Raw genomic sequence first — 21894 nt, forward strand, 5'->3', positions numbered from 1 at the left:
ATTCGGAGCCTGGAGGGGCGCAACGAATGAACAGCACCACGCTTGAAGGCGGCGGCATCGCCCGTGGCGAGAACACCCGTTTCATCATCCTGATCAGCTGCGTGGCCACCATCGGCGGCTTCCTGTTCGGCTTCGACAGCGGCGTGATCAACGGCACGATCGACGGTCTGAAGCAGACTTTCCAGTCCAGTTCCGCAGGCATCGGCTTCGAAGTCGCTTCCATGCTGCTGGGATGCGCGCTCGGCGCCTTCATCGCCGGGCGCCTGGCCGACCAGTGGGGACGTCGCACCGTGCTGATCATCTCGGCGGTGCTGTTCCTGTTGTCCGCCCTCGGTGCGGGCGCCGCCCATACGTCGCTGCTGTTCATCGCCGCGCGCGTGCTGGGTGGATTCGCGGTCGGTGCCGCCAGCGTGATCTCGCCGGCCTACATCGCCGAGGTCGCGCCGGCGCGCTATCGCGGTCGCTTGGCCACGGTCCAGCAGATCGCCATCATCAGCGGCCTGTTCGCGGCCTTCCTGAGCAACTACCTGCTGGCCAAGGCCGCAGGCGCTTCCACGGAAGCGTTGTGGGGGGGCTACGCGGCCTGGCGCTGGATGTTCTGGATGCAGGCCGTCCCGTCGTTGCTGTTCCTAGTGCTGCTGCTGGTCATCCCTGAAAGCCCGCGCTACCTGGTCGTCAAGCGGCGCAAGGACGAAGCGCTGCGCGTGCTCCAGCGGCTGTTCGGCGGCGCCGAGGCCCAGGCCAAGCTCGCGGAGATCGACGCATCGCTGTCGCAGGATCACCATCGCCCGCAACTGTCCGACCTGAAGGACAAGGCGACCGGCAGGATCCGCCGCATCGTCTGGGTGGGCATCGGCCTGGCGACGTTCCAGCAGCTGGTCGGCATCAACGTGGTGTTCTACTACGGCGCGGTGCTGTGGCAGGCGGTCGGGTTCTCCGAGAGCGATGCGCTGTTGATCAACGTGCTCTCGGGTGCACTCAGCATTGGCGCATGCCTCGTCACGGTGCTGCTGATCGATCGCATCGGCCGCAAACCTCTGCTGTGGATCGGCTCGGCCGGCATGGCGGTATCGCTGGCGCTGGTGGTGTGGGCGTTCGCCAGCGGTTCGCTGGTCGACGGCCACCTGCAGCTGCCCGAAGGCATGGGCACGCTGGCGCTGGTGGCCGCGAACATCTACGTCATCTTCTTCAACATGTCGTGGGGCCCGGTGATGTGGGTGATGCTGGGCGAGATGTTCCCGAACCAGATCCGGGGCTCGGCGCTGGCCGTGGCGGGCGCAGCGCAGTGGACATCGAACTTCGCCATCACGGTGACCTTCCCGATCCTGCTGGGCAGCATCGGTCTAGCCGGCGCCTATGGTCTCTACACGCTGGCCGCGATCATCTCGGTCTTCTTCGTGCTCAGGTTCGTCCACGAGACGCGCGGCAAGGAACTGGAGCAGATGGAAGGGTGAGCGCGATGACCGGCACCCGTCCCGTCCTTATGGTGAACCGGCACGCGGCGCTAGCGCCGTTTGGACGGGGTGGCCACGGAGTCGCGGATGACCAGCCGGTGCGGGACGACATGGTCCATCAGCACGCGCGTGCCGTCGGTCTTGCGGCGGATGCCGCGCAGCAGGATGTCGATGGCGGCGTCGGCCATCGACGCGATGGGCTGGTGGATGGTGGTCAGCTCGGGCCACACGGTGGTCGCGGCCGAGGTGTCGTCGAAGCCGACCACCGACAGATCGCGTGGCACATCGAGTCCCCGGCGATGCGCCACCGAGATCGCGGCCGCGCCCATGTCGTCGTTGCTCGCGAAGATCGCGGTCGGCGGCTTGCGCAGCGCCAACAGCGCCTCCGCCGCCTCCAGTCCGGAGCGGTAGGTGTAGTCGCCCTGTTGGACGAGTTCGCTCTCCACGCGAACGCCGGCGTCATGCAGCGCGGTGACGAAGCCGTCGTAGCGTCGCGCGCTCGCGCTGAGATCCTTGCGTCCGCGGATGAATCCGATCCGGGTATGGCCCTGCTGGATCAGGTGTTCGGCCATCTCCCTTCCGGCGCGGAAGTCGTCGATGCGGACGCACGAGATATCGTCGCTGAAACGCCCGGAGGCGATCGCGACCACCGGGATGCCGGCCTTGATCAGTTCGGTCACCGCCGCCCGGGATTCGCACAGCGGGGGCGGCAGGATCACGCCGTCCACGCGGCTGCCGAGCGCCCGCGCCGCCTTGCGCTCGGCTTCGGCATCCAGGTCGTCCCAGTAATCGATGACCAACTGCACCGCGGTACGGGAAGCCACGCGCAGCAGCCCCACCAGCAACTCGCGCAGGTACGCGCCGCTGGGGTTGGTGTAGATCAGGGCAACGCGCGTGTGCTGGGCGGCCGCGAGCGAACTGGCGGCCAGGTTGGGGGTGTAGTCCAGGTCGCGTACCGCACGCATCACGCGTTCGCGGGTGACATCGCGGACCTTGCCCTGGTTGTTGATGACCCGCGAGACGGTCATCGGCGACACGCCGGCCAGCGCGGCCACTTCATCGATCGTCACGCCGCTGGTCTTGCGCCGGATCGACTTCTTGGGCTTTTCCAACACGCGTTCCCTTCTTCCTCTGTGGCGGCACCGCCAGGCGGCCGCCCGTCCCGGCGCGGGGGCGAGGGAGGATGAGCAGGATCCTCGGGGGCCCGCGGCGGCCGGGCGGGACGATGGTAACGCCAACCCCGCGCCCAGGCGACCGCTGGAGCATGTGGCTGGTAGTCATGCTCGCACTGAGCGCCTGCGTGTCCACCGTCCGTGCCGAAGACGGTTACGGGCTCTGGATGCGCTATCCGCCCGCCGATGCCTCGAAGGCCGAGGCGTATCGCGCGATGCTCGGCGATGTCGTGGCGCCGGACCGCACGCCCACCCAGCGCGTCACCCGCGACGCGCTGCACCGCGGCCTGGCGGGTCTACTGGGCACGGCGCCGCGGTTTCGCGTTGCGCCTGCCGACGGCGCGGCGCTGGTCCTCGGCACCCCGGCGTCATCGCCATGGCTGGCCCCGTTCCGGCAGGAGCTCGAGGACATCGGCGACGAGGGCTATCTGCTCCGTCGGACGCTTCTGGATGGGCGCGACGCGGTGGTGATCGCCGCACGCGGCGACATCGGCGTGATGTACGGCGCTTTCCACCTGCTGCGGTTGCTGCAGACCGGTGCATCGCTGGTCGATCTCGATGTGCGCGAGAGCCCCAAGGTGAAGCTCCGGGTGCTCAACCATTGGGACAATCTGGATGGCTACGTCGAGCGCGGCTATGCCGGCGGCTCGCTGTGGGACTGGCATACGCTGCCGGAATGGCGGGACCCCCGTTACACGGACTATGCCGCCGCGAACGCGTCGCTGGGCATCAACGGCACCGTCCTCAACAACGTCAACGCCAACGCGCTCAGCCTCTCGCCCGCGTACCTGCGCAAGGCAGCGGCGCTGGCGGACGTCTTCCGGCCGTACGGGATCCGCGTCTACCTGAGCGCGCGCTTCAGCGCGCCGATGGAACTGGGCGGACTGGACACCGCGGATCCGCTGAATCCCGACGTCAGGCAGTGGTGGCGCAGCAAGGCCGAAGACATCTACGCGCTGATCCCGGACTTCGGCGGCTTCCTGTTGAAGGCGAACTCGGAGGGGCAACCCGGGCCGCAGGACTATGGCCGCACACACGCCGACGGCGCGAACCTGCTTGCCGACGCGTTGGCCCCCCACGGTGGCGTGGTGATGTGGCGGGCCTTCGTGTACGCGCACGACGTGCCGGAGGACCGGGCCAAGCAGGCCTACAACGAGTTCGTGGGCCTGGATGGCGCCTTCCGCGACAACGTCGTGGTCCAGGTCAAGAATGGCCCGATCGACTTCCAGCCGCGCGAGCCCTTCCATCCGCTGTTCGGCGCGATGCCGCGCACGCCGCTGATGATGGAGTTCCAGATCACGAAGGAGTACCTGGGTTTCGCGACCCACCTGGTCTACCTCGGGCCGCTGTACGAAGAGGTCCTGCGCGCGGACACGCACGCGCGCGGCCCCGGCTCCACGGTGGCGCGCGTGGTCGATGGCTCGCTGGAATCCCATGCGCTCAGCGGCATCGCCGGCGTGGCGAACATCGGCGACGACCGCACGTGGAGCGGCTCCCATTTCGATCAGGCCAACTGGTACGCGTTCGGCCGCCTGGCCTGGAACCCGTACCAGTCCGCGCGCGACATCGCCGCCGACTGGGTGGCGATGACGTTCTCCCCTGCGCCCGACGTGGTGGCGCCCATCGTCGCGATGATGATGGGCTCGCGCGAGGCCGCGGTGGACTACATGACACCGCTCGGATTGCATCACCTGATGGCGCGCGGCCACCACTACGGACCCGGGCCCTGGGTCGCCGGTGGGCCCCGCGCGGACTGGACCTCGGTTTACTACCACCGGGCCGACCGCAATGGCATCGGCTTCGACCGCAGCACGCGCGGCAGCGATGCGGTGTCCCAATACGCGCCCGCGGTAGCCCGCACGCTCGATGACCTTGCACAGGTGCCGGACACGTTGCTGCTCTGGTTCCACCACGTGCCGTGGCAACACCGCCTGCATTCCGGCCGTCCGCTGTGGGGCGAACTGGTGCACCGTTACACCCGTGGCGTGGCCTACGTGGAGCGCATGCAGGCGACGTGGGAAGGACTGCGCGGGAAGATCGACGCACCACGCCACGCACACGTCGCGGCGTTCCTGCGCATCCAGCGCGACGAGGCGCAGTGGTGGCGCGATGCGAGCGTGGCGTACTTCCAGTCGATCAACGGTCTGCCGCTGCCGGCAGGCGAAGCTCCGCCGCCGCATCCGCTGACGTACTACCAATCGCTGCAGTTTCCGTACGCGCCGGGGGACGGTCGATGAGAACACCGATCACGCGCTGGGCGGGCGTTGCGCTGTGCCTGCTCGTCGCAGGCAGGGCGCAGGCGCAGGAAGCCACGCAGGCGCCCCTGCTGCATCCGTTGTTCCAGGACCACGCGGTGTTGCAGCGCGGCGCGCCCATTCGGCTATGGGGTCAGGCGCAGCCGGGTAGCCCTGTGTCGGTGACGTTCGCAGACAAGACTGCCAACGCGCGCGCCGGTACGGATGGGCGGTGGGAGATTGTCCTGCCTGCGCGGCCCGCCGGTGGTCCGCATACGCTGGTGGTGAAGGCCGGCCAGGCCACTCAGGTGGTGCAGGATGTCCAGGTGGGTGACGTGTGGCTGTGCTCCGGACAGTCCAACATGGAACTGCCCGTCTGGCGTGCGCTCGACGCCAGTAACGAGATCGCCTCCGCCGCGGACCCGGCCATCCGCCTGTTCGTCGTTCCGCAAGCCAGCGCGGTGACACCGCAGCCTCGCTTCGCCAGCGAGGTGCGCTGGCAGGCCGCGTCGCCCGATAGCGCCCGTGATTTCTCGGCGGCGTGCCTGTACTTCGCGCGCGAACTGCGCAAGACCGTGGACGTGCCGATGGGACTGATCCAGGCGGCGTGGGGCGGTTCGCGCATCGAGGCGTGGACGAGCGCCGCCGCGCTGCGGTCCGGCGGCGACCTGGATGAAGCCCTCGACGTGCTGTCGCTCCACGCCACCGATACGTCCGCATCCGTCGCGCGCTGGGGACGCCACTGGGAGCAATGGTGGGCGCGCCGCCCCGGCGCCGACCCGGACGAGAGGCCCTGGCGCGCCGATGCGCCTCGCGCCGGGTGGCGCGCGGCGCCGCCCGCGCTGGGCGCGTGGGAGCATTGGGGCGTACCGGATCTGGCCGACTACAACGGCATGATGTGGTACCGCACCGAGGTGACGTTGACGGCGGCGCAGGCCGCGCGCGGCGCCACGCTGGAACTCGGCGCGGCGGACGAGATGGACATGACCTGGGTGAACGGGACGGTCGTGGGCAGCGGATACGGTGCGGGCGAAGGGCGGCGCTACGCGCTGCCGGCCGGACTGCTCAAGGCCGGCGTCAACACCGTGGTGGTCAACGTACTCGACACCTATCGCGATGGCGGCCTGGCCGGGCCCGCCGAAGCACAGGCGCTGCGTTTCGACGACGGAACGCGCGTGATGCTGGACGCCGCATGGCAGTACCGTCCCGCGCGCGACGCCGACGAACCGCCACGCGCGCCATGGCAGGCAGCCACCGGTCTGTCGACGCTCTACAACGGCATGATCGCGCCGCTGGGCCGCTATGGCCTGCGCGGCATGCTCTGGTACCAGGGCGAATCCAACACGGGTGAGGGCGAGGCCTATGCCGCGCGCCTGCGCGCGTTGCGCAGCGACTGGCGCGAGCGCTTCGGACGCGATCTGCCGATGCTGGTGGTCCAGTTGGCGGGCTATGGCATGCCGCCCACGGGCCCTGTCGAAAGCGGCTGGGCGACGCTGCGCGAGGCGCAGCGGCGCGTGGTCAGGGAAGATGCGCGCTCCGGTCTGGTGGTCGCCATCGACATCGGCGATGCCTACGACATCCATCCGCCCAACAAACAGGAACTCGGCCGCCGCCTGGCGCGCGCCGCGCGCCATGTCGTCTATGGCGAGCGGACATTGCCCCCGTCCGGCCCGGTCGCGCGTACCGCGTCGCGCACGCCGCATGGCGTGAAGGTCGTCTTCGACGACGTCAGCGGCGCGCTGGCGACCACGGGAGCGAACGGTCCGATCGGCTTCGAACTTTGCGACGCCGAGCGTCACTGCATGTATGCCGATGCCGTCATCGACGGGCACGCGGTCGTACTGCGCGGCAGCCACGATGGCCGCGCCGACCGGGTGCGCTACTGCTGGGCTGATGGCCCCGTGTGCACGCTGCGCGATACCGCGGGACTGCCCGCCGGTCCCTTCGAACTCCTTCTCACCCCTGCCGAGGTGCCCCGATGAATCCGTTGCTGCAACGTCTCCATGCCTGTCGCCGCAAAGCGCTCGCCGGCATCGCGGGCACCGTGCTGGCGGCTACGCTGCTGCCGGCCGCCGCCGCGCCCGCCGCGCCGCCGGTCTATTTCGACTGGTTCGAATACAACGGTCGCGATGCCGCCTTCGAGACGCCGCTGCCCGCCGGGCATTACCGCAACCCGGTGCTGGCCGGCTTCCACGCCGACCCCAGCATCGTCGCGGCGAACGGCAAGTTCTATCTGGTCAACTCCAGCTTCACCTACTTTCCGGGCATTCCCGTGTTCGAAAGCACGGACCTGGTGCACTGGAAGCAGATCGGCAACGTCATCGACCGGCCCACGCAGCTGGACTTCGACGGCCTGAGCGTATCGCGCGGCATCTTCGCGCCGACCATCGAGTTCCACGATGGCACGTTCTACCTGGTGACCACCGCGACCGACAGCGGCGGCAACTTCATCAGCACGGCCCGCGATCCGGCCGGGCCGTGGTCCGATCCGCACTGGTTGCCGACCATCGGCGGCATCGATCCCTCGCTGTTCTTCGACGACGACGGAAAGGTCTACCTGCTCAACAACGACGAGCCGCCGGGACCGGCCCGCTATGACGGCCACCGCGCCATCTGGATGCAGGAGATCGACCTGGCCCGCTTCCAGCCGGTCGGTCCGCGCAAGGTGCTGATCGACGGCGGCGTGGAACCGGAGAAGAATCCGATCTGGATCGAAGGCCCGCACATCTACAAGCGCGAGGGCTGGTACTACCTCTCCGATGCGGAGGGCGGCACCGGGCCCCAGCATTCGCAGGTGGTGTTGCGCAGCCGCGAGGTCTGGGGTCCGTACGTGCCGTACGCGGGCAACCCCATCCTGACCCAGCGCGACCTGCCGGCGGACCGGCCGCTGCCGATCACCAATGCCGGCCACGCCGACCTGGTGGAGGGGCCGGACGGCACGTGGTGGGCGGTGTTCCTCGCCAGCCGCAACTACCAGCTGCGGCATTACAACACCGGGCGCGAAACCTACCTGCTGCCGGTGCAGTGGCGCGACGGCTGGCCCGAGATCCTGCCGGCGGGAAAGACCATCCCCTACGTCGTGAAGGCGCCATCGTGGATGCGTGGCGAGGCCGCACAGGCACCGTCCACCGGCAACTTCGTGCATCGCGACGAATTCGACGGACCGGCGCTGGCGTCGGAATGGCTGCGCGTGCGTGTGCCCAAGACCGCATGGGCCGACCTGGCCACGCGGCCCGGGGCGTTGGCGGTGCATCCGCTCGCCGAAGGCCTGGAGACCTTGCGCAACCCGGCGTTCCTCGGCCGCCGCCAGCAGCATCTGCGGTTCGAGGCCAGCACCGCGATGACCCTGCCTGCGCCCGGCGTGGCGGCGGGATTGGCTGCGTTCCAAAGCGAAGCCTACTGGTACTTCCTCGGCGTGCGGCGCATCGATGGCGGCCGGATGGCGGTCTTCCTCGAAGCCCGCGACGGCAGCGGATCCACGCGGACGCTGGCCACGCGCGAGCTCGCTGCCGCCGACACGCTGCGTCTGAAGATCGATGGCGACGAGGGCGAGTATGGATTCTCCATCGACGTCGGCGACGGCCGCGGCTGGCAGAACGTGGCCAGCAAGGTCGATGGCACCGTGCTGAGCACCGATCGTGCGGGCGGTTTCGTCGGTGCGCTGCTCGGCCCCTTCGCGCGCGATGAACGTAGTTCCAGGAGCGAATGATGAAGACCCCGATGCCTTCCGTTTCGATCAACCGTCGTTGGGTTCCGAGCGTGCGCATGCTGGCAGGCGCCCTGGCGCTCTCGGCGATGGCCGCCGTCGCGCACGCGGCCGATGAGAAGCCGTGGCTCGACACGTCGCGCAGCTTCGAGGCGCGCGCCGCTTCGCTCGTCGCGGAGATGACGCTGGAAGAGAAGGCGGCGCAGATGCAGAACGCCGCCCCCGCCATCGTGCGGCTGGGCGTGCCGGCCTACGACTGGTGGAACGAGGCGCTGCATGGCGTGGCGCGCGCGGGGCAGGCGACGGTGTTCCCGCAGGCGATCGGTCTGGCGGCGACCTTCGATGTCCCGTTGATGGGCGAGGTGGCCACCACGATCAGCGACGAGGCGCGCGCCAAGCACCATCAGTTCGTCCGCGACGGACAGCATGGCCGCTACCAGGGCCTGACGTTCTGGTCGCCGAACATCAACATCTTCCGCGATCCGCGCTGGGGCCGCGGCCAGGAAACCTATGGCGAGGATCCGTACCTCTCCGCGCGCATGGGCGTCGCGTTCGTGCGTGGCCTGCAGGGCGACGATCCCGTGTACCGCAAGCTGGACGCCACCGCGAAGCACTTTGCCGTGCACAGCGGGCCCGAGGCCGACCGCCATCACTTCGACGCGAAGCCGAGCAAGCGCGACCTGTACGACACCTACCTGCCGGCCTTCGAGGCGCTGGTGAAGGAAGGCGACGTGGACGCGGTGATGGGTGCCTACAACCGGGTGTACGGCGAATCGGCCAGCGCCAGCAAGTTCCTGCTGCGCGACGTGCTGCGTCGCGATTGGGGCTTCAAGGGCTACGTGGTTTCCGACTGCTGGGCCATCGTCGACATCTGGAAGAACCACAAGATCGTCGCCACCCGTGAAGAGGCGGCCGCGCTGGCGGTGAAGAACGGCACCGAACTGGAATGCGGCGAGGAGTATTCCACGCTGCCCGCGGCCGTGCGCCAGGGCCTGATCAGCGAAGCCGAGATCGACGATGCCGTCACCCGCCTGTTCGCCGCACGCATGCGGCTGGGCATGTTCGATCCGCCTGACCGCGTGCGCTGGGCGCGCATTCCGTACTCGGTCAACCAGGCGCCGGCGCACGATGCGCTGGCACTGAAGGCCGCGCGTTCGTCGCTGGTGCTGCTGAAGAACGACGGCATCCTGCCGCTGTCGCGCGAGCTGAAGCGCATCGCGGTGATCGGTCCCACCGCCGACGACACCATGGCGCTGCTGGGCAATTACTACGGCACGCCGGCGGCACCGGTGACCATCCTCCAGGGCATCCGCGATGCCGCCAAGGGCGTCGAAGTCGCTTACGCCCGCGGCGTGGACCTGGTGGAAGGGCGCGACGATCCCGCGGCGACGCCGCTGATCGAAGCCGCCTACCTGCGGCCCTCGGCCGACTCGCCCGAGCGCGGCCTGCGCGGCGAGTACTTCCGCACGCAGGATCTGTCCGGATCGCCTGCGTTGGTACGCACCGATGCGCAGATCGGGTTCCGCTGGGATCGCGGTTCGCCAACCGACAACCTGCAGGCGCGCGGCGAGGCAGGGCCCGGACAAGGCGTGCCGAACGATGGCTTCAGCATCCGCTGGAGCGGACAGCTGCTGCCGCCCGTCTCCGGCCGCTACCGGATCGAAGCGGCCGCGGACGATGGCTTCCGCCTGTACGTGGATGGCAAGCGCGTGCTCGACCACTGGACCGGCAGCGACCGCCTGCGCAGCGATGGCGTGGAGCTCGACCTGCAGGCCGGGCGCGCCTACGACCTACGCCTGGAGTACTACGATGCCCAGCGCGATGCGGCGGTCCGCCTGGCCTGGCGCATGCCCGGTGCGAAGCCGCCGTTCGAGGAAGCGCTGGAGATTGCGCGCAACGCCGATGCGGTGGTTTTCGTCGGCGGCCTGACCGGCGATGTCGAAGGCGAGGAGATGACGGTCAATTACCCGGGTTTTGCCGGTGGCGACCGCACCGACCTGCGCCTGCCCGCCACGCAGCGCGCCCTGCTCGAAGCGCTGCACGCCACCGGCAAGCCGGTCGTGCTGGTGTTGACCGGCGGCTCCGCGCTGGCGGTGGAGTGGGCCGATGCGAACCTGCCCGCCATCCTGATGAGCTGGTACCCGGGGCAGCGCGGTGGCACGGCGGTGGGTGAAGCCTTGTTCGGCGACACCAACCCGGCCGGCCGCCTGCCGGTGACGTTCTACAAGGCCGACCAGGCGATGCCGGCCTTCGACGACTACACGATGGAAGGGCGCACCTACCGGTACTTCCGCGGCACGCCGCTGTATCCGTTCGGGCATGGTCTTTCGTATACGCGCTTCGACTATCGCGGATTGCGCACCGATGCGCGCACGGTCACCGCCGACGGTCGCCTGCGCGTCGAGGTGGAGGTGGCCAACACCGGCCGGCGTGCGGGCGAGGAAGTGGTGCAGCTGTACGTGCGTCCATTGCAGGCCGGCGCGGGCGATGCGCAGCAGGACTTGCGTGGCTTCCAGCGCGTCCATCTCGCGCCCGGCGAACAGCGCACCCTGTCGTTCGACCTTGCGCCGGCCAGTGCCCTGCGCCGCTATGACGAGGCATCCGGTGGCTATGGGGTGAAGCCCGGGCGTTACGAACTGCGCGTCGGGGCCTCAAGCGTCGACGTGCGTGCCCGCGCCACCTTCGACGTGGAAGCACGCCGTGAGTGATCCCTCGCACCTCCGTAAGCTTGACCCGCCATCTTCTCCAACCCCGGGAACACCGCCGCATGGCCAGCGCTGACCACCGCCTCTCGATCCGCGAAAAGCTGGGCTACAGCCTGGGCGACCTCGCCGCGAACCTGATCTTCCAGACGCTGATCACCTACCTGGCGTTCTTCTACACGGATGTCTACCGGCTGCCGCCGGCAACGGCGGCGACGATCATCTTCGTGGTCGGGCTGCTGGGGGCGTTCGTCTTCACGCCGCTGATCGGCATCGTGGCCGACCGCACCGCGACGCGCTGGGGCAAGTTCCGGCCGTGGATCCTGTGGACGGCGATCCCGTTCGGCGTGCTGTCGCTGCTGGCGTTCAGCACGCCGGACTTCGGCGAACGCGGCAAGATCGCCTATGCGCTGGCGACCTACAGCCTGCTGGTGCTGGTGTACGCGGCCAACAACCTGCCGTACTCCGCGCTGAGCGGCGTGCTCACCGGCAGCATGGCCCAGCGCAACAGTCTGTCGGCGTACCGGTTCGTCGCGGTGATGATCGCGCAGTTCATCATCCAGGTGCTGCTGATGCCGCTGGTGCTCATCCTGGGCGATGGCGACCGCGTGGTGGGTTTCGAGCGGGTCATGACGGTGTTCGCGATCGTGGGCACGGTGTTCTTCCTCATCACCTTCCTGACGACGCGCGAGCGCGTGGTGCCTACGAAGGAGCAGTCCTCCGGCGTCCTGCAGGACCTGGCCGACCTGATGCGCAACCGGCCCTGGCAGGTGATGCTGGTGTTGACGGTGCTGGTCTTCGTGAACCTCGCCCTGAAGGGCGGTACGTACATCTACTATTTCCAGTACTACATGAGCGAGGCGGCGCTGGCGTCGTTCCTGCAGGCGTCGGGATTCAATGCGTTCATCGCCGGCCTCAACGCCGCGCTGACCGGCGCAGGCCTGGCGGGGTTCCAGTGGCCGGAGGATCCGGCCACCTCGGCCTTCAGCCTGTTCAACGGCAGCGGCATCGTCTGCATGATCCTCGGGATCGGCGTATCGCGCCGGCTGGCGGACCGTTTCGGCAAGCGCGATGTGTTCGGCGGTGCGCTGTTCGTCTCCACGCTGTTCCTGCTGGCGTTCTACGTGTTCCCGCCGACCGCGGTGCCGATGGTGTTCGGCGCCTTCATGCTGCACGGGTTCTGCTACGGCATCACCATCCCCCTGCTGTGGGCGATGATCGCCGACGTGGCGGATTACTCGGAGTGGAAGAACAACCGTCGCGCCACCGCCATCATCTTCTCCGCCATGCTGTGCGGCCTGAAGATCGGCCTGAGCGTCGGCGGCGCACTGGTCGCCGGCATCCTGGCGCATTACGGCTACCAGGCCGGCGCCGACCAGCAGCCCGCGGCCGTCGTCGACGGCATCCGCATGACGGTGAGCCTCTATTGCTCGATCCCGTTCCTGGTGGCCGTGGCCCTGCTTTTCATCTACGAAATCGACAAGCGCATGGAAACGCGCATCGAAGACGAACTCGACCAGCGCCGCCGCGCCTCCGGCGCGGCAGCGTGATTCCGGACGCCCCCTCATGACCGACACGATCATCCACGACGACGCGTCCTCCCAGGACGCCCACCTGGATCACCTGGCCGCGCGCGCCATCTCCAAGCCGCTGGTGACCCACATCTACACCGCCGATCCTTCCGCGCACGTGTTCGAAGGGCGGCTCTACATCTATCCCTCGCACGACATCGATGCCGGCACGCCGTTCGACGATGACGGCGGGCATTTCGGCATGGAGGACTACCACGTGCTGCGGATGGACGCGCCCGACGGCGAGGTCACCGACTGCGGCATGGCGCTGCACGTGCGCGACGTGCCGTGGGCCGACCGCCAGATGTGGGCACCGGACGCGGCCTCGCGCGACGGCCGCTATTACCTGTATTTCCCCGCCAAGGACGGCGGCGGACTGTTCCGCATCGGCGTGGCGGTCGGCGACCGTCCGGAAGGTCCGTTCACGGCCGAGCCCGAACCGATCGCCGGCGCCTATTCGATCGATCCGGCCGTGTTCGGAGACGACGACGGCGAGCACTATCTGTACTTCGGCGGCATCTGGGGCGGGCAGCTGCAGAAGTATCGCGACAACCGCTACGACGCCTCGCACGAGGAACCAGCCGGCGACGCCCCCGCGCTCGGCCCGCGCGTGGCGCGGCTGGATGCCGGCATGACCAAGCTGGCCGAACCTGCGCGCGAAGTGGTGATCCTCGACGAGCAGGGGCAGCCGCTCCGCGCCGACGACCATGCGCGACGGTTCTTCGAGGGGCCGTGGCTGCACAAGTACGCTGGCCGCTATTACCTGTCCTATTCCACCGGCAACACGCACCTGCTGTGCTATGCGGTGAGCGACAGTCCGTACGGACCGTTCACGTATGGCGGCGTGATCCTGAAGCCGGTGGTCGGCTGGACCACCCATCATTCGATCTGCGCGTTCGACGGCCAGTGGTATCTCTTCTACCACGATGCCCTGCATTCCGGCGGCGTCACGCATCTGCGCACCATCAAGTGCACGGTGCTGCACCATGAGGCGGACGGACGCATCCGTACGATCGATCCCTATGGCGGCTGATGCGCTTCGCGCCGCCTGGAACGATGCGCTGGCGCCGATGCCCGCGGGCGCCCTTCACTGGTTGCGTGCGGGACGGCTGGAGGTCGCGCTGGCGCCGGAGGCCGGTGGGCGCATCGCACAGATCCGTTACGACGGCATGGACTGGCTGGTGGGGCCCGACGACGTCGCTCCCGCCACCATCGCCTGGGGCTGCTATCCGATGGTGCCCTGGGCAGGACGCGTGCGCGGCGGACGTTTCGATCTGGACGGGCGTGCGTATGCCTTGCAGGTGAACTTCGGTGGGCACGCCATCCATGGCATCGGCTTCTCGCGGCCCTGGCGGATCGACGCGCTGGAGGCCGACAGCGCCGCCCTCTCGCTGGCGCTTCCGCACGACGACTACTGGCCGTTCGGCGGCACCACGACGCAATCGGTGCGGCTGATGGAAGACCGCGTGCAGCTCGAGCTGGACGTGCAGGCCGGCGACTGCGCGATGCCCGCGGTGCTGGGCTGGCATCCCTGGTTCCGCAAGCCCGACCGCCTGACCTTCTCACCTACGGCGATGTATCCGCGGGACGCGGAAGGCATCGCCACGCTGCCCCGCGTATCGCCCGTGCCCGGTCCCTGGGACGACTGTTTCGTCGCGGGGGGCGAGATCGCACTCGCACGCGCTGGCCAACGTGTCCGCTTGCAGGCCGATACCGATCATTGGGTGGTGTACGACGCCGCTGCCCATGCGACCTGCGTCGAACCGCAGACCGGTCCACCCGACGCGTTCACGCTTGCGCCGCGCGTGTTGCAGCCGGGGCAGCACCTCCGCCTCGCCTTCGAATTGGCATGGTCCTCGGACGACGAGTCGCAGGAAGACGACCACGCTGTTTCCTGATTGCTGGAGAATCACGATGCGCCCCGGTCGCACCCGCATGACTTCCCTTCAACGCATCGCCCTGACGGCCCTGTCGGTGATGTGTGTTGCACCGGTCCACGCGCAGGACGATGTGATGACCGCCATCGCCACGCCGGATCAGCCGACGGCGATCGTGCTTCACGGCGGGTCCGTGCCGACGGCATCGCCAGCCGAAGCCTGGCATCGCCAGTACGGCAGCGTGTTCGCGCGCAACGTCAGCGTGGCCACGCTGACCCCATTCCTGCCGGATCCGGCCAAGGCCACCGGCACGGCCGTGATCGTCGCACCCGGCGGCGGCTTCCGTTCGCTCTCGATGCAGAACGAGGGCTGGGACGTGGCGCGCGCGCTGGCCGACCGCGGCGTGGCCGCCTTCGTGCTGAAGTACCGGCTGGAACCGACGCCTGCCGACCTGGACGGTTTCGCCCGCTCCATGCGCGAGATGCTTTCCGGCCCGGTCCCCGCGCATCGTCTCGATCCGGCGGCCTCGGTGGCGCAGCTTGGCCCGCAGATCGCCGATGCGCGCGCCGCGTTCGCGCTGGTGCGCCGCCGCGCAGAGGCATGGGGCGTGGATCCGCAGCGCATCGGCATGGTCGGCTTCTCTGCGGGGGCCATGTTGACGCTGGCCACTGTTCTCGCGGGCGAAGACGCCAGGCCGGCGTTCGTCGGCAACGTCTATGGACCCCTGGCGCCGCTCGACGTGCCGGCCGACGCGCCGCCGCTGTTCGTCGCGATCGCCGCCGACGATGGCCTGTTCGCCGATGGCGGATTCGGCTTGATCGAACGCTGGCGTGCGGCGCGCCGGCCCGTCGAATTCCATCTGTACGAGCAGGGCGGGCACGGCTTCGGCATGTATGCCAAGCCGACCACGAGCACGGGCTGGTTCGACGCCTTCGCCGCATGGATGAAGATGCACGGCTGGCTGGAACAGCGAGGGAAGGGGAACCGCACCCGCACAAAGGAGCAGGCACCATGACACCGTACCGCATCGCGTTCGCCGCATGCTTTGCCGCCCTGCTGATGCTGCCATGGGCATGCGAGGTGAAAGCGCAGGAACCGTCGCCCCCCACGCCGCGGTCGAACCCGCTGATCCGCGACAAGTTCACCGCCGATCCGGCGCCGCTGGTGGTGGGTGACCGGTTATATCTGTACGTGGGGCACGACCAGGCGCAGCGCGACGAGATGTTCAACATGCGCGAGTGGCTGGTGTACTCGACCACCGACATGGCGACTTGGGTCGACCATGGCCCGATCATGAAGGTCGCCGACTTCGCTTGGGCGAAAGCCGATGCTTGGGCGTCGCAGGCGATCGAGAAGGATGGCCGGTTCTGGTTCTACGCCGCCGTGGAGCACGACGCCACGCAGCCCGGCAAGGCGATCGCCGTCGCCGTAGCGGATAGCCCGACGGGCCCGTTCCGTGATGCCAAGGGGTCGGCCCTGATCACCAACGCGATGACACCCAAGGGCACGCACAGCTGGGAGGACATCGACCCCACGGTATTCACCGACGACGACGGCACCACGTGGATCGCGTGGGGCAACCGCCAGTGCTACATCGCCCGGCTCAAACCCAACATGATCGAGATCGACGGGCCGATCACCGAAATCACCCCGCCGCATTTCGAGGAAGGCCCCTGGCTGCACAAACGCGGCGATCTCTACTACCTCACCTACGCATCGCTCGACCGCGCCAGCCACCGCGACGAAAAGGTGTCGTACGCCACTGCACCCTCCCTCCAGGGCCCGTGGACCTATCGCGGCGAACTGACGGGCTCGGGGAAGTACAGCTTCACCATCCATCCCGGCATCGTCGAGTTCAAGGGCGCCTGGTACTTGTTCCTGCACAACGCCGCCCTCGCCATCGGCGACCAGAACGGCGCCATCGGCCGCCGTGCGGTGACGGTCGAGCACCTGCGTTACAACCCCGACGGCACGATGCAGCCGGTGGTGCAGACGGAGGCGGGCATTTCCGTGCCGCCCGCCAAGTAAAGGCGCACGCGGCGAATCCTGATGCTCCATCGCGGGGCGACCGCACCACGGCGCGTGGAACGAGATAGCGCGCGTGGTCTTGCGGAAGGGTATGGGACAATCGGGCACTTCGTTTCGTGCCTTGGACGGGTTCCCTGCATGCGTGCGACATCGCGATTCTGGTGGATGTTGGGTGGCGCGACGCTGTCGCCCGCTGCGCTGGCGACGGACGACGCGTCGCTCGCGGCGGAGACCCTCGACCGCGTGGTGGTGACCGCCACGCGGCTCGACACCGTCAACGCGTTCGATACGCCCGCCTCGATCGACGTCATCGCGTTGGGCGATGGCGGAACGCGCACGCAGGCCGCCTTGTCGGAGACGCTGGACGGCGTGCCGGGCGTGCAGGCCCGCGAACGGCAGAACCTGGCGCAGGACACCCAGTTGTCGATCCGCGGGTTCGGCGCGCGCTCGACCTTCGGTGTGCGCGGCGTGCGATTGTATGCCGATGGCGTGCCGGCGACGATGCCGGACGGGCAGGGCCAGGTCTCGCACTTCAGCATGCTCGGCGCGGATCGCGTCGAGGTGCTGCGCGGTCCGTTCTCGGCGTTGCACGGCAACTCATCCGGTGGCGTGATCCAGGCCTGGAGCGATCTCCCCGAAGCCGGGCACGATGCGCGGCTGCAGGCCAGCGCCGCGAGCCACGACACTTACCTGCTCGGCGCGCGCCTGCGCGGCACGGGCGACACGCTGGGCTACAACGTCGCGGCCTCGGTGCTCGACGCGCAGGGCTACCGCGATCACGCGGCAGCGCGCCGCGCGTCGTTGAACGTGCTGCTTCGCCTGCGTCCCGGCATCGGCGGCACGTTGGACCTGGTCGCCAATCATTTCGATGCGCCCGATGCGCAGGATCCCCTCGGCCTGACGCGTGCCCAGGCCTGGCAGTCGCCGCGTCAGGCATCGCCGGTGGCCATCACGTTCGACACGCGCAAGTCGGTCGGCCAGGACCAGGTGGGCGCGGTGTACAGCCAGCCCTTCGGCGACGGGCATCGCGTGAGGATCATGGGCTACGGCGGGCAGCGCGACGTCGAACAGTTCCTCGCCCTGCCGGTCGCGGCGCAGGCCAATCCGCTGAACTCCGGGGGCGTGATCGATCTGGACAGCACTTACGGCGGTGCCGACCTGCGCTGGTCGTGGGCAGGACGCATCGCCGACCGGCCCGTTGAGGTCACGGCGGGCGCGAATGCCGATCGCCAGCGGCAGCATCGGCGCGGCTACGAGAACTTCGTCGGCACGGCATTGGGCGTGCGCGGCGTGGTGCGTCGCGATGAGCGCAACGAAGTGGAAAACGCGGACCAGTACCTGCAGGCGTGGTGGCGCTTCGCACCGCGCTGGTCGTTGCTGGCGGGCGCGCGTCGCAGCCGCATTACCTTCACCTCGGAAGACGCGTACGTCACCGGCGCCAATCCCGACGACAGCGGGCGCGTCACCTACGAGCGTGTGATGCCCGTGGCGGGTCTGGTATTCGCGCCGCGCGATGCGCTGCGTGTGTACGCGTCAGTGGGCCGCGGTTTCGAAACGCCGACCTTCAACGAGCTGGGTTATCGCGCCGATGGTGGCGCCGGCCTGGCCTTCGACCTCCGGCCGGCCGTCAGCCGCAATGTCGAACTGGGAACGAAGTGGCGCGCGGCCGGCGGCGGTACGCTCGAGGCAGCCGTGTTCCGTGCCGACACCGACGACGAACTGGCCGTGGCGCGTAACGTGGGGGGGCGCAGCAGTTACCGCAACGTCGGCGCGGCGCGTCGGCAGGGCCTGGAACTGCAGTCGGAACTCCCGCTGGGCGACGCCTGGCAGTTGCAGTTCGCCTACACGTGGCTGGATGCGACGTTCCGCGACCGCTTCCCGATCTGCACCGTGGCCGGCTGCACCACGCCGGGCGTGCTGGTCGCCGCCGGCACGCGCATTCCCGGCATCGCGCGCCAGCGAGCGGCGCTGCGGCTGCGCTGGCAGGGCGAGCGCTGGCAGGCAGCGGCACAACTGGTGGGCATGGATCAGGTCACGGTCAACGACACCGGCAGCGAACATGCACCGGGTTACGGCCTGCTGCACCTGGAAGCGGGGCGCGACTGGTCGTGGGCGAGCGGTCGTCTGCAGGTGTTTGCCCGCATCGACAACGCGTTGGACCGTTTCCACATCGGCTCGGTGATCGTCAACGAAGGCAACGGACGGTTCTACGAGCCCGGCGCGGGACGCACCTTCACCGTCGGGGCCCGCTGGCACTGGGCGTCGCCCTGACGCGTCAGTCGAGTTTGCGCGGCAGGTAGACGCTGGCTCGCAGACCGCCCTCGGTGCGATTGGACAGGCGCACGTCACCGCCGTGCGCCAGCACGATGTGCTTCACCGAGGCCAGACCCAGCCCGATCCCGCCGGTGCTCCGGTTACGCGACGCCTCGCCACGCACGAACGCCATGAACAACGATTCCGCCTGTGCCGGATCGATGCCGGGACCATCGTCGTCCACATGCAGGCGGTAGCCGTCGCCTTCCGCCGACAACGTGATGCGCGCACGCTGCCCGTACGTGAGCGCGTTTTCGACCAGATTGCCCACCATGCGGCGCAGCGACACCGGATCGCCCTCCATCGCGGCGGCCGGTCCCGTGTCCACGCGCACGTCATGGCCCATGTCGCGCAGGCTGTCGGCCACGCCTTCCACCAACCGGCGCAAATCGAGCGGTTCGCGCACGGGACGGCGGTTCTGGTCGTGGATGAAGGCCAGCGTGGCATCGATCATCTGCGACATCTCGGCGATATCGGCGCTCGCCTTGGCCCGGCTTTCATCGGGTAAGGCGTCAAGACGGAACGCCAGGCGCGCGAGAGGCGTGCGCAGGTCGTGCGCGATCGCGCCCGCCATCTCGCTCCGCTCCTGCAGCAGGCGATCCAGGCGTGCCTGCATGGCGTTGAAGGCCGCCGCCGCGCTGGCGATTTCGCTCGGTCCGCTCAGCGGCAGTGCAGGCGCGGCGGTCTCGCGACCCATTTGGTCGGCCGCGCGGGTGAACTGGCGGATCGGTGCGGCGAGCGCGCGCGAGAACCACCATGCCAGCGGCAGCAGCGCCAGCATGCCCGCGAGGAACAACGTAGCGAGCCGGGACGTGAAGCTGGCGCGATTGCGCGTGTTCTCGACGACCCGCCAACGTCCGTCGGCCTGCCGGAACGCGGCCACGAAGTCGCCCCGCAGGGGCGCATCCGGACGCCAACCTGGCGGGAAAGGCTGCATGTCCGGACTACCCGCGCCTTGCGGGGGAATCGCAAGCCCGTCCATGGGCGGCGGCCCGGCCGGTGCGCGTGCGGAGGGGCGGAACGGCTGCGGTCCCTGCAGGTGATAGAAGCGCACGTGGCGCGCGTCGCTGCCGAGCCACTGCGCGAGCAGATCGCGCACGAACGGCAACGGGCGATAGCGCGCCGGATCAGGTGCCGGTGGCTGCTCGGCGTCATAGACCTTGAGGTCGGGGCCGGTGGCGGGCATGCGTGAAGACAGCAGCGCCGTCAATTCGCTGAAGGCGATGCCGTCCACCGGTGGGCGATACAGCAGCACCGCCATCCCGATCGCGTACGCGACCACCAGCGCCGCCAGCAACAGCAGGAACGTCCGCGCGAACAGCGACAGGCGACGCGGGCGTGCGGTCACCGGCGCACCACGGACGGCAGCAGCATGTAGCCCTCGTTGCGGATCGTCCGGATCATCTCCGTGCCACCGCGTTCGCTGAGCTTGCGGCGCAAGCGGCTGACCTGGCTGTCGATGGCGCGGTCGTAGACGTCGACGTTATGGCCGCGGGCGTAGTCCAGCAACTGGTCGCGGCTCAGGACGCGCTGCGGGTGTTCCACGAAGGTACGCAGCAGGGTGAACTCGCCGTCCGACAGGACGAGGTGGGAGCCGGCGGGGTCGCGCAACTCGCGCCGCGCCACGTCCAGGCTCCAGCCATCGAAGCGGTACTGCAGCCCGCCCGACGGTACCGGTTCCGCCTCGCCGCCCGGCGGGTTGCGCCGCAGCAGCGCCCGCACGCGCGCGAGCAGTTCGCGCGGGTTGCAGGGCTTGGCGAGGTAGTCGTCGGCGCCGACTTCCAAGCCAATGATGCGGTCGGTGTCGGTGCCCAGCGCGCTGAGCATGATTACCGGCGGACCGGCGTCGCTGGCCAGGCGCCGCGCCGCCGACAGACCGTCTTCGCCCGGCATCATCACGTCGAGCACCACCAGATCGGGCCGCCGGCGCGCAATCGCCTCGCGCATCGCCGCAGCATCGGCCGCCACTTCGACGCGATAGCCGTGATCGCGCAGGAAATCGCCGATCAGCGTGCGCAGTTCGGGATCGTCGTCGACGACCAGGATGTGGGAACTGAGGTCCATCGTGCAGCGTCGGGGCGGCGTCCAGAGGAAGTATGCGCCATCGCTGGCCGGCCTCATGGCGGAAAAAAAGCCGCCACGCAATGCGGCGGCAAGGATTTCCGGGGATTGAGGACACGGTTGGTCTGGCGCCAACACCGCGGCAGCGTGCCCGGTGCGTGTGGCGCCGGTGTGTCGGTCTGTGGCGTCGTATGTCGCCCGCGTGCATGCGGAGCGGCTTCGCCCTCCACACGCTGACACGCGGCGGCATCCGCGTGCCACAGACCTGATTCAGGCTGCATCCGTGTTCCGCCCGGCATGGTGGGACGGTCCGTGGCCTCCCTCTCCCACGCCCCGTTCCGTCCCCCCTGCCGGCTTTGCTCCACCGTCGACGCGCCATCCATGAGCCACCGAGGAGATCGCTTGTCCTGCCTTCCTTTCCTGCGTCGCCTGGCGCTTGCCGGGCTGACCCTCGGCCTCGCGGCGTGCTGCACGACGTCCCCGCACGCGCATCGCCCGCCGCCGCCACTCGCCTTCGGGCCCGGTGGGCCGCCGCCTCCGCCACCGGACTATGGCCACATGCCGTTTCCGCCAACCGATATCGACGAAGCGGTCGCGGCCTGTGCGGACGAACTCGATTTGCCGCCGCCACCTTTCGGTGATCGTGATGCGCCTCCGCCTGCGTTGAGCGATGACCAGCGGGCATTGCTGGATGCCTGCCTGGAAGATCAGGGGTATCCGCCTCCGCCAGGCGAACCCGACGACAGCGAAGCGCCCGTGTGATCCTGACAGCCGTA

The 21894-nt window shown here is 68.9% G+C and carries 15 protein-coding genes; 12 read left to right on the forward strand and 3 right to left on the reverse strand.

The genetic code is table 11. The features are described from left to right. Positions 1-26: 26 nt before the first annotated feature. Complete coding sequence (locus tag AC23D6_RS02360; RefSeq protein ID WP_487751240.1) at positions 27-1454, forward strand: sugar porter family MFS transporter; 1428 nt, start codon at positions 27-29, stop codon at positions 1452-1454. A gap of 50 nt (positions 1455-1504) precedes the next feature. Here the strand turns inward: AC23D6_RS02360 and AC23D6_RS02365 are convergent, their stop codons facing one another. Next, on the reverse strand, positions 1505-2566 hold the full coding sequence (locus tag AC23D6_RS02365) for a LacI family DNA-binding transcriptional regulator (RefSeq protein ID WP_487752552.1): 1062 nt from the start codon (positions 2564-2566) through the stop codon (positions 1505-1507). 113 nt (positions 2567-2679) lie between these two features. Here AC23D6_RS02365 and AC23D6_RS02370 point away from each other — a divergent pair, with 113 nt between their 5' ends. From AC23D6_RS02370 to AC23D6_RS02415, 10 genes are all read left to right on the forward strand, one after another. Beyond that, entirely contained in the window at positions 2680-4863 is a 2184-nt protein-coding gene (locus AC23D6_RS02370) for an alpha-glucuronidase family glycosyl hydrolase (protein WP_487751241.1), read from the forward strand. After that, a complete protein-coding gene (locus AC23D6_RS02375; RefSeq protein ID WP_487751242.1) occupies positions 4860-6842 on the forward strand; it encodes a sialate O-acetylesterase in 1983 nt (660 codons plus the stop codon). Before AC23D6_RS02370 ends, AC23D6_RS02375 begins: the two co-directional genes overlap by 4 nt. Next, complete coding sequence (locus tag AC23D6_RS02380) at positions 6839-8569, forward strand: glycoside hydrolase family 43 protein (protein WP_487751243.1); 1731 nt, start codon at positions 6839-6841, stop codon at positions 8567-8569. The genes AC23D6_RS02375 and AC23D6_RS02380 overlap by 4 nt, the downstream gene beginning before the upstream one ends. An 86-nt stretch (positions 8570-8655) precedes the next feature. After that, a complete protein-coding gene (locus tag AC23D6_RS02385; RefSeq protein WP_487752553.1) occupies positions 8656-11274 on the forward strand; it encodes a glycoside hydrolase family 3 protein in 2619 nt (872 codons plus the stop codon). Between the two features lie 59 nt (positions 11275-11333). Further along, a complete protein-coding gene (locus AC23D6_RS02390; protein WP_487751244.1) occupies positions 11334-12818 on the forward strand; it encodes an MFS transporter in 1485 nt (494 codons plus the stop codon). A 16-nt stretch (positions 12819-12834) separates the two neighbouring features. Beyond that, entirely contained in the window at positions 12835-13872 is a 1038-nt protein-coding gene (locus AC23D6_RS02395; protein WP_487751245.1) for a glycoside hydrolase family 43 protein, read from the forward strand. Beyond that, a complete protein-coding gene (locus tag AC23D6_RS02400) occupies positions 13862-14737 on the forward strand; it encodes an aldose epimerase family protein (RefSeq protein WP_487751246.1) in 876 nt (291 codons plus the stop codon). The genes AC23D6_RS02395 and AC23D6_RS02400 overlap by 11 nt, the downstream gene beginning before the upstream one ends. A 37-nt stretch (positions 14738-14774) precedes the next feature. Then, positions 14775-15731, forward strand: a complete 957-nt coding sequence (locus AC23D6_RS02405) for an alpha/beta hydrolase (RefSeq protein ID WP_487751247.1) — start codon at positions 14775-14777, stop codon at positions 15729-15731. Continuing rightward, positions 15728-16744 carry a glycoside hydrolase family 43 protein gene (locus AC23D6_RS02410; RefSeq protein WP_487751248.1) on the forward strand — a complete coding sequence of 339 codons (1017 nt, stop codon included), beginning with the start codon at positions 15728-15730 and terminating at the stop codon, positions 16742-16744. Before AC23D6_RS02405 ends, AC23D6_RS02410 begins: the two co-directional genes overlap by 4 nt. Positions 16745-16882: 138 nt before the next feature. Then, the gene (locus AC23D6_RS02415) at positions 16883-19015 is read left to right on the forward strand and encodes a TonB-dependent receptor family protein (RefSeq protein ID WP_487751249.1); all 2133 of its coding nucleotides are present in this window, start codon (positions 16883-16885) and stop codon (positions 19013-19015) included. A 4-nt stretch (positions 19016-19019) separates the two neighbouring features. Here AC23D6_RS02415 and AC23D6_RS02420 read toward each other — a convergent pair whose 3' ends face one another. Together AC23D6_RS02420 and AC23D6_RS02425 are read right to left on the reverse strand one after the other, a co-directional pair. Next, positions 19020-20405, reverse strand: a complete 1386-nt coding sequence (locus tag AC23D6_RS02420; protein ID WP_487751250.1) for an ATP-binding protein — start codon at positions 20403-20405, stop codon at positions 19020-19022. Further along, positions 20402-21121, reverse strand: a complete 720-nt coding sequence (locus AC23D6_RS02425; RefSeq protein WP_487751251.1) for a response regulator — start codon at positions 21119-21121, stop codon at positions 20402-20404. The genes AC23D6_RS02420 and AC23D6_RS02425 overlap by 4 nt, the downstream gene beginning before the upstream one ends. Before the next feature lie 399 nt (positions 21122-21520). Between AC23D6_RS02425 and AC23D6_RS02430 the strand changes: the two genes are divergently transcribed. Next, on the forward strand, positions 21521-21880 hold the full coding sequence (locus tag AC23D6_RS02430) for a hypothetical protein (protein WP_487751252.1): 360 nt from the start codon (positions 21521-21523) through the stop codon (positions 21878-21880). Positions 21881-21894: the final 14 nt, after the last annotated feature.

This window comes from Pseudoxanthomonas sp. G3 (assembly GCF_057654715.1).

Excerpts from the sequence above, each read along its gene's own strand:
- AC23D6_RS02425 (WP_487751251.1), bottom strand. The coding sequence starts at position 21,121 with ATGGACCTCAGTTCCCACATCCTGGTCGTCGACGACGATCCCGAACTG.
- AC23D6_RS02385 (WP_487752553.1), top strand. The coding sequence starts at position 8,656 with ATGGCCGCCGTCGCGCACGCGGCCGATGAGAAGCCGTGGCTCGACACG.
- AC23D6_RS02360 (WP_487751240.1), top strand. The coding sequence starts at position 27 with ATGAACAGCACCACGCTTGAAGGCGGCGGCATCGCCCGTGGCGAGAAC.
- AC23D6_RS02370 (WP_487751241.1), top strand. The coding sequence starts at position 2,680 with ATGGTAACGCCAACCCCGCGCCCAGGCGACCGCTGGAGCATGTGGCTG.
- AC23D6_RS02395 (WP_487751245.1), top strand. The coding sequence starts at position 12,835 with ATGACCGACACGATCATCCACGACGACGCGTCCTCCCAGGACGCCCAC.
- AC23D6_RS02415 (WP_487751249.1), top strand. The coding sequence starts at position 16,883 with ATGCGTGCGACATCGCGATTCTGGTGGATGTTGGGTGGCGCGACGCTG.
- AC23D6_RS02380 (WP_487751243.1), top strand. The coding sequence starts at position 6,839 with ATGAATCCGTTGCTGCAACGTCTCCATGCCTGTCGCCGCAAAGCGCTC.
- AC23D6_RS02405 (WP_487751247.1), top strand. The coding sequence starts at position 14,775 with ATGACTTCCCTTCAACGCATCGCCCTGACGGCCCTGTCGGTGATGTGT.
- AC23D6_RS02375 (WP_487751242.1), top strand. The coding sequence starts at position 4,860 with ATGAGAACACCGATCACGCGCTGGGCGGGCGTTGCGCTGTGCCTGCTC.
- AC23D6_RS02410 (WP_487751248.1), top strand. The coding sequence starts at position 15,728 with ATGACACCGTACCGCATCGCGTTCGCCGCATGCTTTGCCGCCCTGCTG.
- AC23D6_RS02390 (WP_487751244.1), top strand. The coding sequence starts at position 11,334 with ATGGCCAGCGCTGACCACCGCCTCTCGATCCGCGAAAAGCTGGGCTAC.
- AC23D6_RS02400 (WP_487751246.1), top strand. The coding sequence starts at position 13,862 with ATGGCGGCTGATGCGCTTCGCGCCGCCTGGAACGATGCGCTGGCGCCG.